19 protein-coding genes and 3 tRNA genes are annotated in these 16,390 nt (G+C 31.3%); 3 read left to right on the forward strand and 19 right to left on the reverse strand.

The annotated features are described in order from the left end of the window. The 18 genes from nuoK to ACTTAO_RS00175 all read right to left on the reverse strand — a co-directional run bounded on the left by nuoK (position 1) and on the right by ACTTAO_RS00175 (position 15,336). Positions 1–312, reverse strand: a complete 312-nt coding sequence (gene nuoK, locus ACTTAO_RS00090) for an NADH-quinone oxidoreductase subunit NuoK (RefSeq protein ID WP_075506644.1) — start codon at positions 310–312, stop codon at positions 1–3. After that, positions 305–937, reverse strand: a complete 633-nt coding sequence (locus ACTTAO_RS00095; protein WP_440690206.1) for an NADH-quinone oxidoreductase subunit J — start codon at positions 935–937, stop codon at positions 305–307. The genes nuoK and ACTTAO_RS00095 overlap by 8 nt, the downstream gene beginning before the upstream one ends. Continuing rightward, positions 938–1,423 carry an NADH-quinone oxidoreductase subunit NuoI gene (gene nuoI, locus ACTTAO_RS00100; protein WP_075506642.1) on the reverse strand — a complete coding sequence of 162 codons (486 nt, stop codon included), beginning with the start codon at positions 1,421–1,423 and terminating at the stop codon, positions 938–940. It abuts the gene before it with no gap. A gap of 2 nt (positions 1,424–1,425) precedes the next feature. Further along, positions 1,426–2,424, reverse strand: coding sequence for an NADH-quinone oxidoreductase subunit NuoH (gene nuoH, locus ACTTAO_RS00105; protein ID WP_440690208.1), 999 nt, complete (start codon positions 2,422–2,424; stop codon positions 1,426–1,428). Position 2,425: 1 nt separating this feature from the next. Then, positions 2,426–4,456 carry an NADH-quinone oxidoreductase subunit NuoG gene (gene nuoG / locus ACTTAO_RS00110; protein WP_440690210.1) on the reverse strand — a complete coding sequence of 677 codons (2,031 nt, stop codon included), beginning with the start codon at positions 4,454–4,456 and terminating at the stop codon, positions 2,426–2,428. After that, positions 4,449–5,780: an NADH-quinone oxidoreductase subunit NuoF gene (gene nuoF / locus ACTTAO_RS00115; protein ID WP_440690212.1), complete on the reverse strand. Its 1,332-nt coding sequence runs from the start codon at positions 5,778–5,780 to the stop codon at positions 4,449–4,451. Before nuoF ends, nuoG begins: the two co-directional genes overlap by 8 nt. Further along, a complete protein-coding gene (nuoE, locus tag ACTTAO_RS00120) occupies positions 5,773–6,381 on the reverse strand; it encodes an NADH-quinone oxidoreductase subunit NuoE (RefSeq protein WP_440634898.1) in 609 nt (202 codons plus the stop codon). Before nuoE ends, nuoF begins: the two co-directional genes overlap by 8 nt. Continuing rightward, positions 6,378–7,553 carry an NADH-quinone oxidoreductase subunit D gene (locus ACTTAO_RS00125; RefSeq protein ID WP_218836792.1) on the reverse strand — a complete coding sequence of 392 codons (1,176 nt, stop codon included), beginning with the start codon at positions 7,551–7,553 and terminating at the stop codon, positions 6,378–6,380. The genes nuoE and ACTTAO_RS00125 overlap by 4 nt, the downstream gene beginning before the upstream one ends. Next, positions 7,537–8,142, reverse strand: a complete 606-nt coding sequence (locus ACTTAO_RS00130; RefSeq protein ID WP_440690214.1) for an NADH-quinone oxidoreductase subunit C — start codon at positions 8,140–8,142, stop codon at positions 7,537–7,539. Before ACTTAO_RS00130 ends, ACTTAO_RS00125 begins: the two co-directional genes overlap by 17 nt. A gap of 2 nt (positions 8,143–8,144) precedes the next feature. Continuing rightward, on the reverse strand, positions 8,145–8,660 hold the full coding sequence (locus tag ACTTAO_RS00135) for a NuoB/complex I 20 kDa subunit family protein (RefSeq protein WP_425321967.1): 516 nt from the start codon (positions 8,658–8,660) through the stop codon (positions 8,145–8,147). A 10-nt stretch (positions 8,661–8,670) separates the two neighbouring features. Further along, positions 8,671–9,039: an NADH-quinone oxidoreductase subunit A gene (locus ACTTAO_RS00140; protein WP_075506634.1), complete on the reverse strand. Its 369-nt coding sequence runs from the start codon at positions 9,037–9,039 to the stop codon at positions 8,671–8,673. An 88-nt stretch (positions 9,040–9,127) separates the two neighbouring features. Next, a tRNA-Asp gene (locus ACTTAO_RS00145) sits at positions 9,128–9,204 on the reverse strand. 12 nt (positions 9,205–9,216) lie between these two features. After that, positions 9,217–9,292, reverse strand: a tRNA-Val gene (locus tag ACTTAO_RS00150). A gap of 50 nt (positions 9,293–9,342) precedes the next feature. Continuing rightward, positions 9,343–11,721 carry an endopeptidase La gene (gene lon / locus ACTTAO_RS00155; protein ID WP_075506633.1) on the reverse strand — a complete coding sequence of 793 codons (2,379 nt, stop codon included), beginning with the start codon at positions 11,719–11,721 and terminating at the stop codon, positions 9,343–9,345. 60 nt (positions 11,722–11,781) lie between these two features. Then, positions 11,782–13,050 (reverse strand): ATP-dependent Clp protease ATP-binding subunit ClpX, encoded by a 1,269-nt coding sequence (gene clpX / locus ACTTAO_RS00160; RefSeq protein ID WP_075506632.1) that lies wholly within the window; start codon positions 13,048–13,050, stop codon positions 11,782–11,784. Between the two features lie 89 nt (positions 13,051–13,139). Further along, the gene (gene clpP, locus ACTTAO_RS00165) at positions 13,140–13,751 is read right to left on the reverse strand and encodes an ATP-dependent Clp endopeptidase proteolytic subunit ClpP (RefSeq protein ID WP_262589313.1); all 612 of its coding nucleotides are present in this window, start codon (positions 13,749–13,751) and stop codon (positions 13,140–13,142) included. Between the two features lie 32 nt (positions 13,752–13,783). Next, positions 13,784–15,241, reverse strand: a complete 1,458-nt coding sequence (gene tig / locus ACTTAO_RS00170) for a trigger factor (protein ID WP_440690216.1) — start codon at positions 15,239–15,241, stop codon at positions 13,784–13,786. Positions 15,242–15,251: 10 nt separating this feature from the next. Further along, a tRNA-Leu gene (locus tag ACTTAO_RS00175) sits at positions 15,252–15,336 on the reverse strand. A gap of 84 nt (positions 15,337–15,420) precedes the next feature. Here ACTTAO_RS00175 and ACTTAO_RS00180 point away from each other — a divergent pair. From ACTTAO_RS00180 to ACTTAO_RS00190, 3 genes are read left to right on the forward strand one after another with little or no spacing between them, the layout of a single operon-like run. Further along, positions 15,421–15,672: a DUF1289 domain-containing protein gene (locus ACTTAO_RS00180; RefSeq protein WP_440690218.1), complete on the forward strand. Its 252-nt coding sequence runs from the start codon at positions 15,421–15,423 to the stop codon at positions 15,670–15,672. Next, complete coding sequence (locus ACTTAO_RS00185; protein WP_179850442.1) at positions 15,665–15,835, forward strand: hypothetical protein; 171 nt, start codon at positions 15,665–15,667, stop codon at positions 15,833–15,835. The genes ACTTAO_RS00180 and ACTTAO_RS00185 overlap by 8 nt, the downstream gene beginning before the upstream one ends. Continuing rightward, positions 15,822–16,250, forward strand: coding sequence for a hypothetical protein (locus ACTTAO_RS00190; RefSeq protein WP_440690220.1), 429 nt, complete (start codon positions 15,822–15,824; stop codon positions 16,248–16,250). The genes ACTTAO_RS00185 and ACTTAO_RS00190 overlap by 14 nt, the downstream gene beginning before the upstream one ends. On the opposite strand, the gene ACTTAO_RS00195 is transcribed toward ACTTAO_RS00190, so the two are convergent. Beyond that, a complete protein-coding gene (locus tag ACTTAO_RS00195) occupies positions 16,247–16,384 on the reverse strand; it encodes a hypothetical protein (protein WP_440690222.1) in 138 nt (45 codons plus the stop codon). The two genes, ACTTAO_RS00190 and ACTTAO_RS00195, sit on opposite strands and share 4 nt — an antisense overlap. Between the last annotated feature and the right edge of the window lie 6 nt (positions 16,385–16,390).

The following is a 16,390-nucleotide window of genomic DNA, read 5'->3' on the forward strand; positions in this document are numbered from 1 at the left end:
TTATCCTTTCAACTCATCAATTTCTTCAACTCTGATAGTTCCAGAGTTTCTGTAGTAAACAACGATTATAGCTAAACCAATCGCAGCTTCTGCAGCTGCTACCGTTAAAATAAATAAGGTAAATACTTGACCAGCTAAATCTCCAAGAAAAATTGAAAAAGCAACTAAGTTGATATTTACAGCTAATAAAATCAACTCAATACTCATCAATATAACAATAATATTTTTTCTATTAAGAAAAATTCCAATAACTCCAATTGAAAAAATCACAGCACCTAAAGTTAAATAGTGCCCTAAACCTATCTCAGTCATCTATTTTCACTCCTTTGTTGGAAGCAACTTCTACAACACTTACTCCTTCTGCTCTTTCACGAGAAATTTGTTTTAGATAACTTTGTCTTTTGACATTTGATCTTTGTCTAAAAGTCAGAACAATTGCCCCAACCATCGCAACTAACAAAATCATACCGCTGATTTGAAATATATGTATGTAATCAGTGTATAATACTTGACCTAGTGAGTGTGTGTTGCTTAAGCCTGAAACTTTTAATGAATTGTTAACATCAAAAATCTCTGGTTTATACTTCCATCCACCAATTACAATAATTAATTCAAAGAAAATGATTGTGCTAATAATTAGTCCAACAGGAATATGTTTTGAGCTAGCAGCAGACGCAAACCATTGATTTTTTTGTTGAGCAACATTTAGCATCATTACAACAAAAAGAAATAAAACTGCTACGGCTCCAACGTAAACAATTAACATTATCATACCTAAGAACTCAGCACCAATCATAATAAATAGACAAGAAATACTGATAAAATCTAATATTAAAAAAAATACTGAATGGACAGTATTTTTAGATACTGTAACCATTATTGCAGAAACAACTGCAATTATAGAAAAAGTGTAGAAGAAAATAGCGTGAGCAATCATTTATCTATGTGAACTATCTGCTTTTATATTAGCGTCTAGAATATTCTCCCATCTATCACCATTATCTAATAGTTTTTCTTTTGTGTAATATAATTCTTCTCTTGTCTCTGTCGAAAATTCAAAATTTGGACCTTGCACTATGGCGTCAACAGGACAAGCCTCTTCACATAGACCACAATAAATGCATTTCATCATATCAATGTCATAACGAGTAGTTTTTCTACTGCCATCTTCTCTCTGAGCAGATTCAATTGTAATTGCTTGGGCAGGACATACAGCTTCACAAAGTTTGCATGCAATACATCTTTCTTCTCCATTTGGATATCTTCTTAAAGCGTGCTCACCTCTAAATCTTGGGCTAATTTTTCCTTTTTCAAAAGGATAATTGATTGTTTTTTTTGGTTTAAACAATTCTTTTATTGCAATGAACAAACCGCCTACAAAATCAACCATGAAAATAGTTTTAAAAAATCTAGATAAATTCATAATTAGTTTGTTGGTAAAAGGTTAAAGTAAAATAAATAACTCGCAGTTAAAACAACCCAAGTTAATGACAAAGGAAGAAATACTTTCCAACCTAATCTCATTAATTGGTCATATCTATATCTTGGTACAATTGCTTTTACTAAAGCAAATAAGAAAAATAAAAGTAAAATTTTTAAAATTAACCAAATTGCACCTGGAATTAAAGTAAATGGATAAATATCTATTGGAGATAACCAACCACCTAAGAATAATATAGCTCCCATAGCACACATCAATAAGATATTCGCATACTCACCTAACCAAAACATTGCATACATCATTCCTGAATATTCTGTCTGGTATCCAGCAACTAATTCTGCTTCAGCTTCAGGTAAATCAAAAGGTGGTCTATTAGTTTCAGCTAAAGCAGAGATAAAAAATATTACAAACATTGGAAATAATGGAATTACAAACCATAGATTTTGTTGAGCAATTACGATGTCATTCAAATTCAATGAGCCTACGCACAACAATACATTGATGATAATAACTCCAATAGAAACTTCATATGATACCATTTGAGCCGCAGATCTAATTGCACCTAGGAAAGGATATTTGGAGTTTGAAGCCCATCCTCCCATAATTATTCCATAAACACCTAGCGATGAAACAGCAAATAGATAAAGTATACCGACATTAATATCAGCTAAGACCTGTGTTGCACTAAATGGTATAACGGCCCAAGCTATCAAGGCTAATGTCATAGTAACGATAGGTGCTAATATGAAGATTACTTTGTTTGAGCTTGATGGGATGATTATTTCTTTAAAAATATATTTCAACGCATCAGCTAATGATTGAAGTAATCCAAATGGTCCAACTACATTAGGTCCTTGTCTTTTTTGGACAAAAGCCCAAACTCGTCTATCTAGCCAAACAATCATAGCTACAGAAACCAAAACTGGAACTAACAAAAATAAAATTTTGTATACCTCTTGAAAGATTATATTTAAATATTCCATCTTAACCTTCTGTGCCTGTTGATTTTAAATTCATTTTTTCATTATTGCACTCGATCATTGTTTTTGATGATTTAGCAACAACATTAGAAAAATAATAATCTTTAATTTCAATTTTTAAATTTTCATTATTAAAATCAGAAATTGATTTGTTATTATTTTGTTCAGTTTGTTTTTCACTTTGCAATTTTAAATAATTTAACATGCTGCTATCTAGCTCTTCTTTATCGTTAAACAATTTTCTATTATTCATGAATTCAGCTAGTTCATTTATTATCTGCCAATCTTCTTTTGCATCTCCAGGTGGATAAGAAGCCTTAAATGCTTTTTGAATTTTTCCCTCTAAATTTGTATAATAACCGTCTTGTTCTGTATAAGCTGAGCCAGGTAAAATTATATCTGCACACTCTGCCCCTTTGTCTCCATGGCTCCCTTGATAAATAACAAATTCATTTTTTTTAACAAAATTTAAATTATCTTGACCTATTAAAAACACTATTTCAAATTTATTTGATTTTAAATCTTCTATTAAATTTGTTTTATTATTTAAAACCCCTAAATCAAAATTTCCTACAGTTGCTGCATCACATGATAAAACATTCAAAGGATTCCACTCTTCTGAGAACTTGTTTTTTTTATTCAAAAAATCTTTTAAATTATCAAATAAATATTGTGCATTTTCTAATCTTAATAAAGATTCACCAATAATTATCATTGGTTTTTTTGCACTTTCTATTTCTTTTGAAAGTTTATGTGTGTCATCTATAATTTCTTTTATTGTTTTAGTTTGTCCATCTAAGCTTTCATAAGGATAAGTTAGATCTCCACAATCATTTAATGATACAATTCTCGTACTATTATTTAGATAAGATTTTCTAATTCTTGCATTTAATATTGTGGCTTCATACCTAGGATTGGCGCCTAACAATAAAATTAAATCAGCATCTTCAATTCCGTTAATTGAGGAATTAAACAAATAATTTTCTCTTTTTGAAATATTAATATATCTATTATCTGATCTTGATTCATAATTATCAGTTTCAAGTGTTCGGTCAAAAAATTCTTTAAAAATGTACGCAGTTTCCATGTTTGTTAAATCTCCAACAAAACCAGATACTTTTTCTTTTGATGTATTTTCTAATTTAGATTTTATTATTTTATAAACTTCTTGCCACGAAGCTTTCTCAAATTTACCATTGTATTTGATATAAGGGGTATCTAATCTTTGATGAAGTAAGCCATCACACGCATATCTAGTTTTATCTGAAATCCATTCTTCGTTAATATCTTCATTAATTATTGGAAGAACTCTTTTTACTTCCCAATCGTATGTATCAACTCTAATGTTTGAACCTATTGCATCCATGACATCAATTGTTTCAGTCTTTTTTAACTCCCATGGTCTCGCTTCAAAAACATAAGGTTTTGATGTCAAAGCTCCAACAGGACATAAATCAACTACATTGGCAGATAATTCTGATTGCATTGATTGCTCAAGATATGTTGTAATTTGCATATCCTCACCTCTACCTATAGCACCAAGTTCTGGAACGCCTGCAACTTCAGTGGCAAATCGCACACATCTTGTACAATGTATGCATCTTGTCATTTGAGTTTTGATTAATGGGCCCATATTTTTTTCAGGAACTGCTCTTTTATTTTCTTTAAATCTTGATTTATCTACCCCATAAAACATTGATTGATCTTGAAGATCACACTCACCACCTTGGTCACATACAGGACAATCTAAAGGGTGATTTGCTAGTAAAAATTCCATTACACCTTTTCTAGCTTTTTCAACTAAACTTGTGTTTGTTTTAATATTCATTCCCTCTGCAGCAGGCATTGCACATGATGCAATGGGTTTCGGTGATTTCTCCATTTCCACTAAACACATTCTACAATTTCCAGCTATAGATAATTTTTCATGATAACAAAATCTAGGTATCTCAACTCCTGCTTTCTCACAGGCTTGAAGAACTGTAAGTCCTTCTTCAACTTCTACATCAATGTCATTTACTTTTAATTTAAGCATTTTTTTTATCTAATAAATGTTGATCAACCAAATAAGGTATATTATTTTTTTTCTGAACAATTGGGTCCAAATTATTTCTTTCTTGAATTTCTTTTTTAAAATGTCTTAACAAACCTTGAACTGGCCATGAAGAACCTTCTCCAAATGCACAAATTGTATGACCAGCGATTTGGGTTGTTACATCTCCTAACATGTCTACTTCATCTTTAGTTGCATCACCTTTTGCCATACGTTCAAGCATTCTCCACATCCATCCAGAACCTTCTCTGCAAGGTGTACATTGTCCACAACTTTCATGTTTGTAAAATCTAGCAATTCTCGCCATACATTTAATAATGTCTTGATCTTTATTGATAACCACTATCCCTGCTGTCCCTAATCCACTTTTTTCTTCGACACACGCATCAAAATCCATTTTTAATGTTTCACATCTGTCTTTTGGAATTAGAGGCATAGAGGATCCACCTGGTATTACAGCTTGTAAATTATCCCATCCGCCAATCACTCCACCAGCGTGAACTTCTATTAATTCTTTTAAAGGAATGCTCATTTCCTCTTCTACATTACAAGGATTGTTAACATTTCCAGAAATACAGAAAATTTTAGTACCTGTATTTTTTTCTCTTCCTAAAGAAGCAAACCATTTCGCTCCTCTTCGTAAAATAGTTGGTACCACAGCAATCGTTTCAACATTATTAATTATAGTTGGACATCCATATAAACCAATCAAAGCTGGGAAAGGTGGTTTTAGTCTTGGTTGACCCTTTTTACCCTCTAAACTTTCAAGTAATGCTGTTTCTTCACCACAAATATACGCTCCTGCTCCATAATGAATATAAATATCTAAATCCCAGCCAGTTCCAGCTGCATTTTTTCCCAATAGTTTTTTCTCATAAGCTTCATCAATTGCAGCTTGAAGTTTTTGACCATCAACAAAATATTCTCCTCTAATATATATGTAGCAAACGTGTGCTTGAACTGCGTATGATGCTATTAGACAACCCTCTATTAGTTTATGAGGTTCAAATCTTAAAATATCTCTATCTTTACAAGTGCCTGGTTCAGACTCATCACCATTAATAACTAAATAATGTGGTCTGGATCCAACTTCTTTGGGTGCAAATGACCATTTTAAACCAGTAGGAAATCCTGCTCCACCTCGACCTCTAAGTTGAGACTCTTTAATTTCATTAATAATCCAATCTCTTCCTTTTTCAGTAATTTCTTTAGTGTTTAACCAATCACCTCTTGATTGTGACGCTGCTACATCAGAACCTTTATCATTATATAAATTTTGAAAAATTCTATCTTGATCTTTAAGCATTTTTTAAATCCATTAGTGTTTTTCTATTATTCTCTGGCTCATTATTAATTCTTCCTCTGTATGAACCTGGTTTTGGGGTCTCTCCGTTTAAAATTTTATCTAAAATCTCAGATGTTTTTTCTTTATCAAGATCTTCGTAATAATCATCATTTATTTGCATCATAGGAGCAGTCACGCATGCACCTAAGCATTCAACTTCCATCCATGAACAACTCTTATCACTTGATAATTCACATTCATTTTCAGAAATTTTTTCCTTACAAGCTTCAACCAATTTATTTGCACCTCTTATCATACAAGGTGTTGTAGTACATACTTGAACAAAATATTTTCCAACTGGAGATAGATTGTACATTGTGTAGAAAGTGGCAACCTCATAAACTTTTATATAAGGCATGTCTAAAAACTTAGCGATATACTTCATTGCAGCTAATGGTATCCAATTATTATTTTGTCTTTGAGCAATATAAAGTAAGGCCATTACAGCACTTTGTTGTTTTCCTTTTGGATATTTTGCAACAATATTATTTGCTGCTTCTAAAGAGGTAGTATTAAATTCGAAACTTTCTGGTTGATCTTTTGCTGGTTTTCTTAAACTCATCTATCCACCTCACCGAAAACAATGTCTAATGAACCTAAAACCGCTGGTACATCTGCTAACATGTGTCCTTTAATTAAATAATCCATTGATTGCAAATGTGAAAAACCTGGGGCTCTAATCTTGCATTTATAAGGTTTGCTTGAACCATCAGAAATTAAATAAACTCCAAATTCTCCCTTAGGTGCTTCAACAGCTGTGTAAATCTCGTCCTTAGGCACTCTATAACCCTCAGTAAATAGTTTAAAATGATGAATTAACGCTTCCATTGATTGCTTAATATCTTTTTTTGATGGCGGGCTAATTTTGCCATCTAATGATTTAATTGGTCCTTTTTCCATTTTAGATAAACACTGTTTGATAATAGAAACACTCTCTTTCATCTCTTCAATTCTGCATAAATATCTATCGTAACAATCACCATTTTTTCCAACTGGTATTTTAAAATCTAAATCTTCATAACAATCATAAGGTTGAGACTTTCTTAAATCCCAAGGTACTCCTGATCCTCTAATCATAACTCCTGAAAAAGAATAATCTAAAGCATCCTCTTTACTTACAATTCCAATGTCAACATTTCTTTGTTTGAAAATTCTATTGTCTGTTAAAAGACTTTCCAAATCATTAATCACTTTTGGAAATGTATCGCAAAAGTTTGAGATATCTTCCTCTAAACCTTTTGGTAAATCTTGGTGAACACCTCCTGCTCTAAAGTAGTTGGCGTGTAATCTTGATCCAGAGGCTCTTTCGTAAAATGTCATTAATGTTTCTCGTTCTTCAAAACCCCAAAGTGATGGAGTTAAAGCGCCAACATCAAGTGCTTGAGTTGTTACGTTAAGAATATGACTTAATATTCGTCCTATTTCACAAAAAATAACCCTTATATACTGAGCTCTGATCGGCACATCTATTTTAAGAATTTTTTCTACAGCAAGAGCAAAGGCATGTTCTTGATTCATTGGAGCTACGTAATCCAAACGGTCAAAATAAGGAACAGCCTGCATATATGTTTTGTTTTCAATTAATTTTTCAGTGCCTCTGTGAAGCAAACCTATATGTGGGTCTGCTTTTTCAACAACCTCACCGTCTAATTCTAATATTAATCTTAATACACCGTGAGCTGCTGGATGTTGAGGACCAAAATTTAGATTTAAATTTTTAATTTTTTTTGTCATTATTTTTAATTTCTTCTTTAATGTATTTTGTTCCTTCCCAAGGACTCTCGTAATCAAAATTTCTATAATTTTGCTCTAGTTTAACTGGTTCGCTAATAACTTTTTTTTGATCTTCGCTATATCTAACTTCGGAATGACCAGTTAAAGGAAAATCTTTTCTTAAAGGATGTCCTTCGAAGCCATAATCTGTAAGTATTCTTCTTAAATCGGGATGATCTTTGAAATTTACACCATACATGTCAAAAACTTCTCTTTCCATCCAATTTGCTGCAGGAAAAACACTTGTTAAAGAAGGTATAACTTCATTTTCAGAAATGGAGTATTTTAGAACTAGTCTTTGATTAAATTCATGACTTAAAAATAAGTAAACTACTTGAAATCTTTGATTATTTTCAGGATAATCCACAACAGTAATATCTATTAACTGCCGAAATTTTGTATCAAGATTAGTTTTTAAGAATAAAATTACATCTAAAAAATCATCTTTATCTGTTTCTAGATAAATTTGATTATGTTTTATTTCTGAATTATTAATTTTCGTGGTTAATTCAGAATTAATTTTTTTTTCTAGATCCTCTAAACTATTCATGACTATCTTATAAAAGATCCTTTTTTTCTAATTTTTTTTTGTAATTGCAAAATTCCATATAATAATGCCTCTGCAGAAGGAGGGCATCCTGGAACATAAACGTCAACTGGAACTATACGATCACACCCTCTAACAACTGAATATGAATAATGATAATAACCTCCACCATTAGCACAGCTACCCATAGAAATTACATATCTAGGTTCTGGCATTTGATCATAGACCTTTCTTAATGCTGGTGCCATTTTGTTGGTCAATGTTCCGGCAACAATCATCACATCTGATTGTCTTGGTGATCCACGCGGAGCAGCTCCAAATCTTTCTAAGTCATATCTAGGCATTGCTGTTTGCATCATTTCAACTGCACAGCATGCAAGACCAAAAGTCATCCAATGCAAAGAGCCAGATCTGGACCAATTAATTAAATTATCCAACGATGTCGTTATAAAACCATTTTTACTAAAATCTTTAGCAAGTTGTTTAAACTCTTCAGGAACTTGTTCTATTTTATCGTTCATTAAATTAATTTTATTCCCAATCTAGAGCACCTTTTTTCCATTCATAAATAAAACCAACTGTTAGTATGAATAGAAAAATCATCATTGATGAAAAACCTAATAGACCAATGTTTCCTAATGATATTGCCCATGGAAATAAAAAGGCAATTTCAAGATCAAATATAATAAATAGAATTGCAACTAAGTAAAATCTTACATCAAACTCCATTCTAGAGTCTTGAAATGGTTCGAAACCACATTCATACGCAGACAACTTTTCTGGATCAGGTTTTTTTGGAGAAAGTAAAAAATTTAACACTACAAAAGCAACGCTCAAACCAAGAGCAATAACTAAAAATAGAATAATCGGTAGGTAATCTTTTAAAAATTCAGATAACATGAAAATCTATATATCAGTTTTTATCTGATGTTGAAGGGCAGATAAGTCACATTTTATTAATATTAACAGACAGTTTATTGGGAAAAAGTGGCGGGAGTGAAGGGACTCGAACCCTCGACCTATCGCGTGACAGGCGATCGCTCTAACCAACTGAGCTACACCCCCACTTAATTTGTTTGGTGGGCAGTAAAGGACTCGAACCTTTGACCCCCTCGGTGTAAACGAGATGCTCTACCAACTGAGCTAACCGCCCCAAAACAGAGCTACTTATTACATCAACACTTAAATAAAGTAAATTAATTATTATTGAATACTAGCTTGAGATTTATCGTCTTTTTTAGCTAAATCTACCTCAACCCATTCAGTAGGTTTAAGTTCTTTAGTTAAAGCAATTTTAATTACCTGGTCTGCATATTCAACTGGCGTAATTTTAATATCATCTATAATTTTTTTAGGCATATCAACTAAATCTTTTTCATTTTCTTTTGGAATCAAAACTTCTTTAATTCCAGCCCTATGAGCAGCTAATAATTTTTCTTTAAGACCGCCTATTGGCAATACCTGACCTGTTAATGTTACCTCACCAGTCATCGCAACATCTCTTCTTACAGGTATATTTGTAATCGATGAAACAATTGAAGTAACCATTCCTATTCCGGCAGATGGACCATCTTTTGGTGTTGCTCCTTCAGGTACATGAATGTGAAAATCTTTTTTCTCAAATAGAGGTGGAATAATTCCATACTCTAAACATTTTGATCTAACAAAAGATTTTGCAGCTTTTACAGACTCTTGCATCACATCACCTAGCTTACCAGTAATCTGCATTCTTCCTTTACCAGGCATAGTTACTGTTTCAATTTTTAAAATTTCCCCACCATACTCAGTCCAAGCAAGTCCAGTTACAATACCTACTCTATTTTCAGATTCTAATTCTCCAAATTTAAATTTAGCTACACCAAGAAAATCAGATAAATTTTTATTATTAATTTGGACTTCTTTTTCTTCACCAGCTACAATTTTCTTAACAACTTTTCTAGCAAGTTTAGAAATTTCTCTCTCTAAATTTCTAACTCCTGACTCTTTTGTGTATCCTCTAATTACTTCTTTAATGATGTCGTCTTCCAATTTCATTTCTTTTTCTTTAACACCATTATCTTTTATTTGTTTAGGCAGTAGATATTTATTAGCTATACTAATTTTTTCATCTTCAGTGTAACCAGCCAATCTTATTACTTCCATTCTGTCTAATAAAGGAGGTAAAATATTTAAAGTATTTGCTGTTGTTACAAACATTACATCAGATAAATCATAATCAACTTCTAAATAGTGATCGTTAAAAGTTGTATTTTGTTCTGGGTCTAACGCTTCTAATAACGCTGAAGATGGATCACCTCTATAATCATTTCCAATTTTATCTATCTCATCTAATAAAATTAGAGGATTTTTTGTTCCAGCTTTTTTCATCATTTGAATTATTTTACCTGGTAATGATCCGATATAAGTTCTTCTGTGCCCTCTTATTTCCGCTTCGTCTCTCATCCCGCCTACAGACATTCTAACAAATTCTCTGTTAGTTGCTTTTGCAATAGATTTACCTAAAGATGTTTTACCAACACCTGGGGGACCAACCAAACATAATATTGGGCCTTTAATTTTTTCCATTCTTTTTTGAACAGCTAAAAATTCTATTATTCTTTCTTTAACTTTCTCTAGACCAAAATGATCTTTATCAAGAATATTTAATGCCTTAGTTAAATCGATATCAACTTCACTTTTCTTGTGCCAAGGTAGTTCTGTCATCCAATCAAGGTAGTTTCTAACCACAGTAGCTTCAGCTGACATTGGGCTCATGTTCTTCAATTTTTTAAGCTCTTGTAGACATTTCTTTTCAACTTCTTTTGGCATTTTTGCTTTTGTGATAGCTTTATTTAGACTTGTAGTTTCGTCTTTGCCGTCTTCAATCTCACCGAGTTCTTTTTGAATAGCTTTAAGTTGTTCATTTAAGTAATATTCTCTCTGGGTTTTCTCCATTTGAGTTTTAACTCTTCCTCGAATTCTTTTCTCTACTCCGATTATGCTTGTTTCATTTTCCATAATTTTAATTATGGCATTTAGTCTTTTCTTAACATCAACGGTTTCAAAAATTTGTTGTTTTTCTGAAATTGTAGCTGTGATATGTGAAGCAATATTATCAGCTATTTGAGAAGGATCTTTTAACTGCTTAATTGTGTTTATTGTTTCGTTTGAAATTTTCTTATTTATTGAAGTTAATTTTTCTAATCTTCTTAAAGCAGTAGCTGCTAAAGGAAATAAATCCTCATCTTTTGGTAAGATGTCATTGAAATATGTATAGTCACATGTAATAAACTTCTCGTTATCTTTAAAGTCTAAAATTTTAACTCTTTTAATTCCTTCTACTAAAACTTTTACAGTTCCATCTGGTAACTTTAATAATTGTAGGATGCTTCCCTCACAACCATACATAAATACGTCTGTTTTCTTGGGATCATCAATCTCTGAGTTTTTTTGCGTTACAAGAATGATCTTCTTATCTTTTTTCATCACCTCATTAAGTGCAGAAATAGATTTATCTCTTCCTACAAAGAGAGGTATTACCATGCTTGGGAAGACTACAATGTCTCTTAAAGGTAATAACGGCAATGATATTTTAACATCCATAGGATTAATATGGATATTATATATTATATTGCAATAGGTTTTTGTTACTTATTAAGGGTATTAAGCCGCTGATGTTTTGCCAGACTTAGATTTATTTTCGCCTTTAGAATGAACTAAAATTGGTTGTGATTGACCTTTTGCGGCTCCTGCATCAACAATTACTTCTTCAATGTTGTCTTGACTTGGGAGATCATACATAGTTTTTAATAATATATTTTCTAATATTGATCTCAAACCTCTTGCACCTGTTTTTTTGCTAATTGCTTTTTGAGCTATTTCTTTAAGAGCATTTTCTTTAAATGTTAATTTCGCTCCATCCAACTTAAATAGTTCTTGATACTGTTTAGTTAAGGAATTTTTAGGTTCTTGTAAAATTTTGATCAATGATTTTTCATCTAAATCCTCAAGAGTTGCTATCATTGGTAGTCTTCCAATAAACTCTGGTATCAATCCAAATTTTAATAAATCCTCAGGTTCTAGTCCCTTCATCCACTCTCCTGTTTTCTTGTCTTGAGTGTTTTTTACGTCTGCTCCAAAACCAATTGAAGTACCTTTGTCTCTTTGAGAAATAATCTTGTCTAATCCAGCAAAAGCACCTCCACAAATAAAAAGAATATTTGTTGTGTCCACTTGTAAAAACTCTTGTTGAGGATGTTTTCTACCTCCTTGAGGTGGAACACTTGCAACAGTTCCTTCCATTATTTTTAATAAAGCTTGCTGAACTCCTTCTCCAGATACATCTCTTGTAATGGATGGATTCTCAGATTTTCTACTAATCTTATCAACCTCGTCGATATAAACTATTCCACGTTGTGCTTTTTCAACATTATAATCTGAAGCTTGAAGTAATTTTAAAATTATATTTTCAACATCCTCACCAACGTATCCTGCTTCTGTCAAAGTTGTTGCGTCTGCCATTGTAAATGGAACATCTAAAATTCTAGCAAGAGTTTGTGCTAATAAAGTTTTACCGCAACCAGTTGGGCCAACTAATAAAATATTGGATTTAGATAATTCTACATTCTTACTAGTTTTGTTTTCATAATTAAGTCTTTTGTAGTGATTATGTACTGCTACCGACAGAACTTTCTTGGCATGCGCTTGACCAATTACATAATCATCTAGCACTGTACAAATTTCTTTTGGTGAAGGAAGGCCGTCTTGATGTTTAACAAAAGTATCTTTGCTTTCCTCTTTTATAATATCCATACAAAGCTCAACACATTCATCACAAATAAATACAGTTGGACCTGCAATTAATTTTCTAACCTCATGTTGGCTCTTTCCACAAAAAGAACAGTAAAGAATATTTTTATTATTTGTACTCATAATTTTTTAAACGAATCAATTTCATTACTTTATTATAGATGACTCATACTAATCAAGTTTGGATTAGTAAGTTATCAATATATTGTGTATTATGATCTTTTTTCTACTACTTCGTCAATAAGACCAAATGATTTTGCGACATCAGCAGTCATGAAATTATCTCTTTCTAAAGCAGATTTTATTTCATCAACAGTTTTGCCTGTATGTTTTGAATAAATTTCATTTAGTCTTTTCTTTAATGACAAGACTTCATTAGCATGAATTTCTATATCCGTAGCTTGACCTTGAAAACCTGCTGAAGGTTGGTGAACCATTATTCTTGAGTTGGGTAAAGAAAACCTTTTACCTTTAGTTCCTGCAGCCAACAAAAATGATCCCATTGATGCAGCTTGCCCAATACATAAAGTTGAAATATCAGGTTTTACATATTGCATGGTATCGTAAATCCCAAGACCAGCTGTAACCAATCCACCTGGACTATTGATATATAAATAAATTTCTTTTTTAGGATCTTCAGCTTCTAAAAATAACAACTGAGCTGTTACTAAGGATGCAATATTGTCATTTATCTGACCCGTTAAAAAAATTATTCTTTCCTTTAAAAGTCTTGAATAAATATCATAAGCTCTCTCACCTTTGCTTGATTGTTCTACAACCATCGGCACTAGATTGCTCATATGTTCTGATAATTTTGTTGTCATAAGTTGATTCTTCCTACTTATACAACTTGTGATTACTTTTTGCTAACTTTTTTTGTTTTTTTAGTAGCTGGTTTTGCTTTTGATGTTTTTGTAGAAGGCTTTTTTTTCTCTGAAGCTTTTGCTGCAGGTTTCTTTTTCGTTTCTTTCTTAGTTTCGTGATCATGTGAATGATCATGGTCATGATCGTGATCGTGATCATGTTTATGAGCTTCTTTTAAGATTTTTTCCGCCTCATCTTTTGAAATTTCTTTTTTATTTGGTTTACCTTTTTCTTTTATAAGATTTAAAATTTTTTCCTCATAAACTGTCCCTCTTAGACTGGATAAAGCAGATGGATTTTTTTGATAAAAATCCATAACCATTTTCTCTTGTCCTGGCATCATTCTTAATTGTTTTTGAACTTCAGCTTGAATTTCTTGTTCACTAACTTTGATTTGATTTTTTTCACCAAATTCATTTAAGATTAATCCAGTCTTAATTCTTGTTTTTGCCTTTTCCTCAAAAGATTTTTTATTCTTTTTAGCCTCATCTTCAGACATACCTTGTGAAAGAATTTTAACTTCTTCCTCGACTAAGTTTCCTGGAACTTCTTCAACTTTAATTTTTTCAATTTCTTTTAAAATTTGATTTTTTGATAGTTGGTCTAAAGAATTTTTATATTCATCATTGATTTGTTTTGAAATTAAAGCTTTAAGATCTTTCAAATCTTTAGCTCCTAAATTTTTTGCAAAATCATCATCTATTTTCACCTCTTGTGCTTGTTTAACTGATAAAATTTTACAATTAAATTTAGCTTTTTTATTAACTAATTCTTTTTCAGGGTAATTCTCTGGAAGTGTTGCTTCAACAACTTTTTCATCATCTTTTTTAACTCCAATTAGTTGTTTATCGAAACCTTTCAAAAATAAATCTTTACCTAATGTAAGCTGCGTATTTTTTCCTTCACTTCCTTTAAATTCTTTTCCATCAATTGTTGCTTTGTAATCTAGTGCTACGAGATCACCCTCTTTTGCTTTTGTATCCGCAGCACCTTCCTTGAAATTTGGTTGGTTCTTAGCAATTTCTTTTATTCTTTTATCTGTCTCACTATCATCAATTTTAACAGTGTATTCATCAAATTTAATGTTTTCTAATGATTTAATCTCTACTTTGGGTAACTCTGTAACTGATAAAACATATTCTAATTCTTTATCTTCACCATATGTTTTTAGATCTAACTTTGGCTGCCCCGCTGGTTTAATTTTGTTTTCCTCTAAAGCTTTTGTGGATGTATCTTTTAAAACTTTGTCTAATACTTCTCCAAATACAGCTTTACCAAATTGTCTTTTTAAAATTTCTTTTGGTACTTTTCCTGGTCGAAAACCTTTTAAGTTTACTGTTCCCTTAATCTCTTCATATTTTTCATCCATATAAGAGTTCATAGTCTCTTTATCGATAAAAATTTTTAGATCTTTATTTAAGCCTTTTTTATTTTCTACAGTAACTTTCATAATTATTTAATGGTAGGGCGAAAAGGACTCGAACCTTCACCGATTGCTCGACTGGTTCCTAAGACCAGCGCGTCTACCAATTCCGCCATCGCCCCAGTTAAATTAGGTGCTTTATATATTATTGAACTCATTTGTCCAATCCGAATAATAGTGTAAAAGGATATAAAAATATAAATAATATGATTATTTCGCCTTGTATTAGTATTTGCAAAACAGACCCTTCAACAGGTTATTGTTATGGCTGTGGAAGAAATAATGTTGAAAAAAAACTGTGGAAACAAGAGGAAACTACAGATGAATGGAAACAAAATAATTTAGAAAGTATTAGAAAAAGATTAAGTGGTTGGCAGCTAGATAGTTTTAATGAGTCTTATGAACATAAAATAAATAACGGAATATCTTTATTCAAAAAAAGTCTTAAAAATGAGTAAATCAACAATTGTAGTTATAATTTACATTATAGGATTAATCTTTGGTGCTTTAGTTCTGGATATGTGGAGCGCCGAAACTAGCCCTAAAGCTTTACTGGGTATTGGGTGGACAGCACTTTTTCTAATTGGATTATTTTTTGCTGAAAAAAATGAAAAAAAATAATTTATTTTTTTTTTCTCTCATTTTACTTTCTTTCTCATTTATAAATCACTCATTTTCAGAAATTATAATTTTAAGCAAATGTGATCATAAAGAAGATAAATATTTAAAAAATGAATACATATTTAATCTTAATGAATTAATTATGACTAGAAATTATGTTTATGCAGAAAAAACTTATCAAAAATATAGAATTACTGATTTAAGTGTAAAAAAATCAAACTCTTATGTCAGAAATATTTATGAGGAAGATGGTAAAATTTTTACTTTAAAACATGGTTATCCTCAATTTTATACTCAAATATTAATTGAAAAGAACAAGCCTGAGATATTTATTAAAAGTGTTATGAACGATATCGAAGGGATTTCAAAAATTTCTACATGTAAAAAAATAGAAAAATTTGCAAACCAAAGTTAGGTTTTCTTTTTTTTATTTTCCTTAAGTTTATCTAAATTTTTTTTTTTTAAATCAAATCTACTATTTGAAATATTAGATCTATGTTTAGCAAAAGCTTGTTTTTGTGCTTGTCGCATAGCTCTTTTTGAAGACATAATTCT

Source organism: Candidatus Pelagibacter sp. HIMB1782 (assembly GCF_052047475.1).
Classification (GTDB): domain Bacteria; phylum Pseudomonadota; class Alphaproteobacteria; order Pelagibacterales; family Pelagibacteraceae; genus Pelagibacter.

What these genes read in the sequence shown, in the direction of transcription:
- ACTTAO_RS00135 (WP_425321967.1), bottom strand. Translation starts at nt 8,660, where the DNA reads ATGAACGATAAAATAGAACAAGTTCCTGAAGAGTTTAAACAACTTGCT.
- ACTTAO_RS00180 (WP_440690218.1), top strand. Translation starts at nt 15,421, where the DNA reads ATGATTATTTCGCCTTGTATTAGTATTTGCAAAACAGACCCTTCAACA.
- ACTTAO_RS00125 (WP_218836792.1), bottom strand. Translation starts at nt 7,553, where the DNA reads ATGACAAAAAAAATTAAAAATTTAAATCTAAATTTTGGTCCTCAACAT.
- ACTTAO_RS00130 (WP_440690214.1), bottom strand. Translation starts at nt 8,142, where the DNA reads ATGAATAGTTTAGAGGATCTAGAAAAAAAAATTAATTCTGAATTAACC.
- nuoG (WP_440690210.1), bottom strand. Translation starts at nt 4,456, where the DNA reads ATGCTTAAATTAAAAGTAAATGACATTGATGTAGAAGTTGAAGAAGGA.
- nuoH (WP_440690208.1), bottom strand. Translation starts at nt 2,424, where the DNA reads ATGGAATATTTAAATATAATCTTTCAAGAGGTATACAAAATTTTATTT.
- nuoF (WP_440690212.1), bottom strand. Translation starts at nt 5,780, where the DNA reads ATGCTTAAAGATCAAGATAGAATTTTTCAAAATTTATATAATGATAAA.
- ACTTAO_RS00195 (WP_440690222.1), bottom strand. Translation starts at nt 16,384, where the DNA reads ATGTCTTCAAAAAGAGCTATGCGACAAGCACAAAAACAAGCTTTTGCT.
- ACTTAO_RS00190 (WP_440690220.1), top strand. Translation starts at nt 15,822, where the DNA reads ATGAAAAAAAATAATTTATTTTTTTTTTCTCTCATTTTACTTTCTTTC.
- nuoI (WP_075506642.1), bottom strand. Translation starts at nt 1,423, where the DNA reads ATGAATTTATCTAGATTTTTTAAAACTATTTTCATGGTTGATTTTGTA.
- clpP (WP_262589313.1), bottom strand. Translation starts at nt 13,751, where the DNA reads ATGACAACAAAATTATCAGAACATATGAGCAATCTAGTGCCGATGGTT.
- ACTTAO_RS00185 (WP_179850442.1), top strand. Translation starts at nt 15,665, where the DNA reads ATGAGTAAATCAACAATTGTAGTTATAATTTACATTATAGGATTAATC.
- ACTTAO_RS00095 (WP_440690206.1), bottom strand. Translation starts at nt 937, where the DNA reads ATGATTGCTCACGCTATTTTCTTCTACACTTTTTCTATAATTGCAGTT.
- nuoE (WP_440634898.1), bottom strand. Translation starts at nt 6,381, where the DNA reads ATGAGTTTAAGAAAACCAGCAAAAGATCAACCAGAAAGTTTCGAATTT.
- nuoK (WP_075506644.1), bottom strand. Translation starts at nt 312, where the DNA reads ATGACTGAGATAGGTTTAGGGCACTATTTAACTTTAGGTGCTGTGATT.
- lon (WP_075506633.1), bottom strand. Translation starts at nt 11,721, where the DNA reads ATGGATGTTAAAATATCATTGCCGTTATTACCTTTAAGAGACATTGTA.
- tig (WP_440690216.1), bottom strand. Translation starts at nt 15,241, where the DNA reads ATGAAAGTTACTGTAGAAAATAAAAAAGGCTTAAATAAAGATCTAAAA.
- clpX (WP_075506632.1), bottom strand. Translation starts at nt 13,050, where the DNA reads ATGAGTACAAATAATAAAAATATTCTTTACTGTTCTTTTTGTGGAAAG.
- ACTTAO_RS00140 (WP_075506634.1), bottom strand. Translation starts at nt 9,039, where the DNA reads ATGTTATCTGAATTTTTAAAAGATTACCTACCGATTATTCTATTTTTA.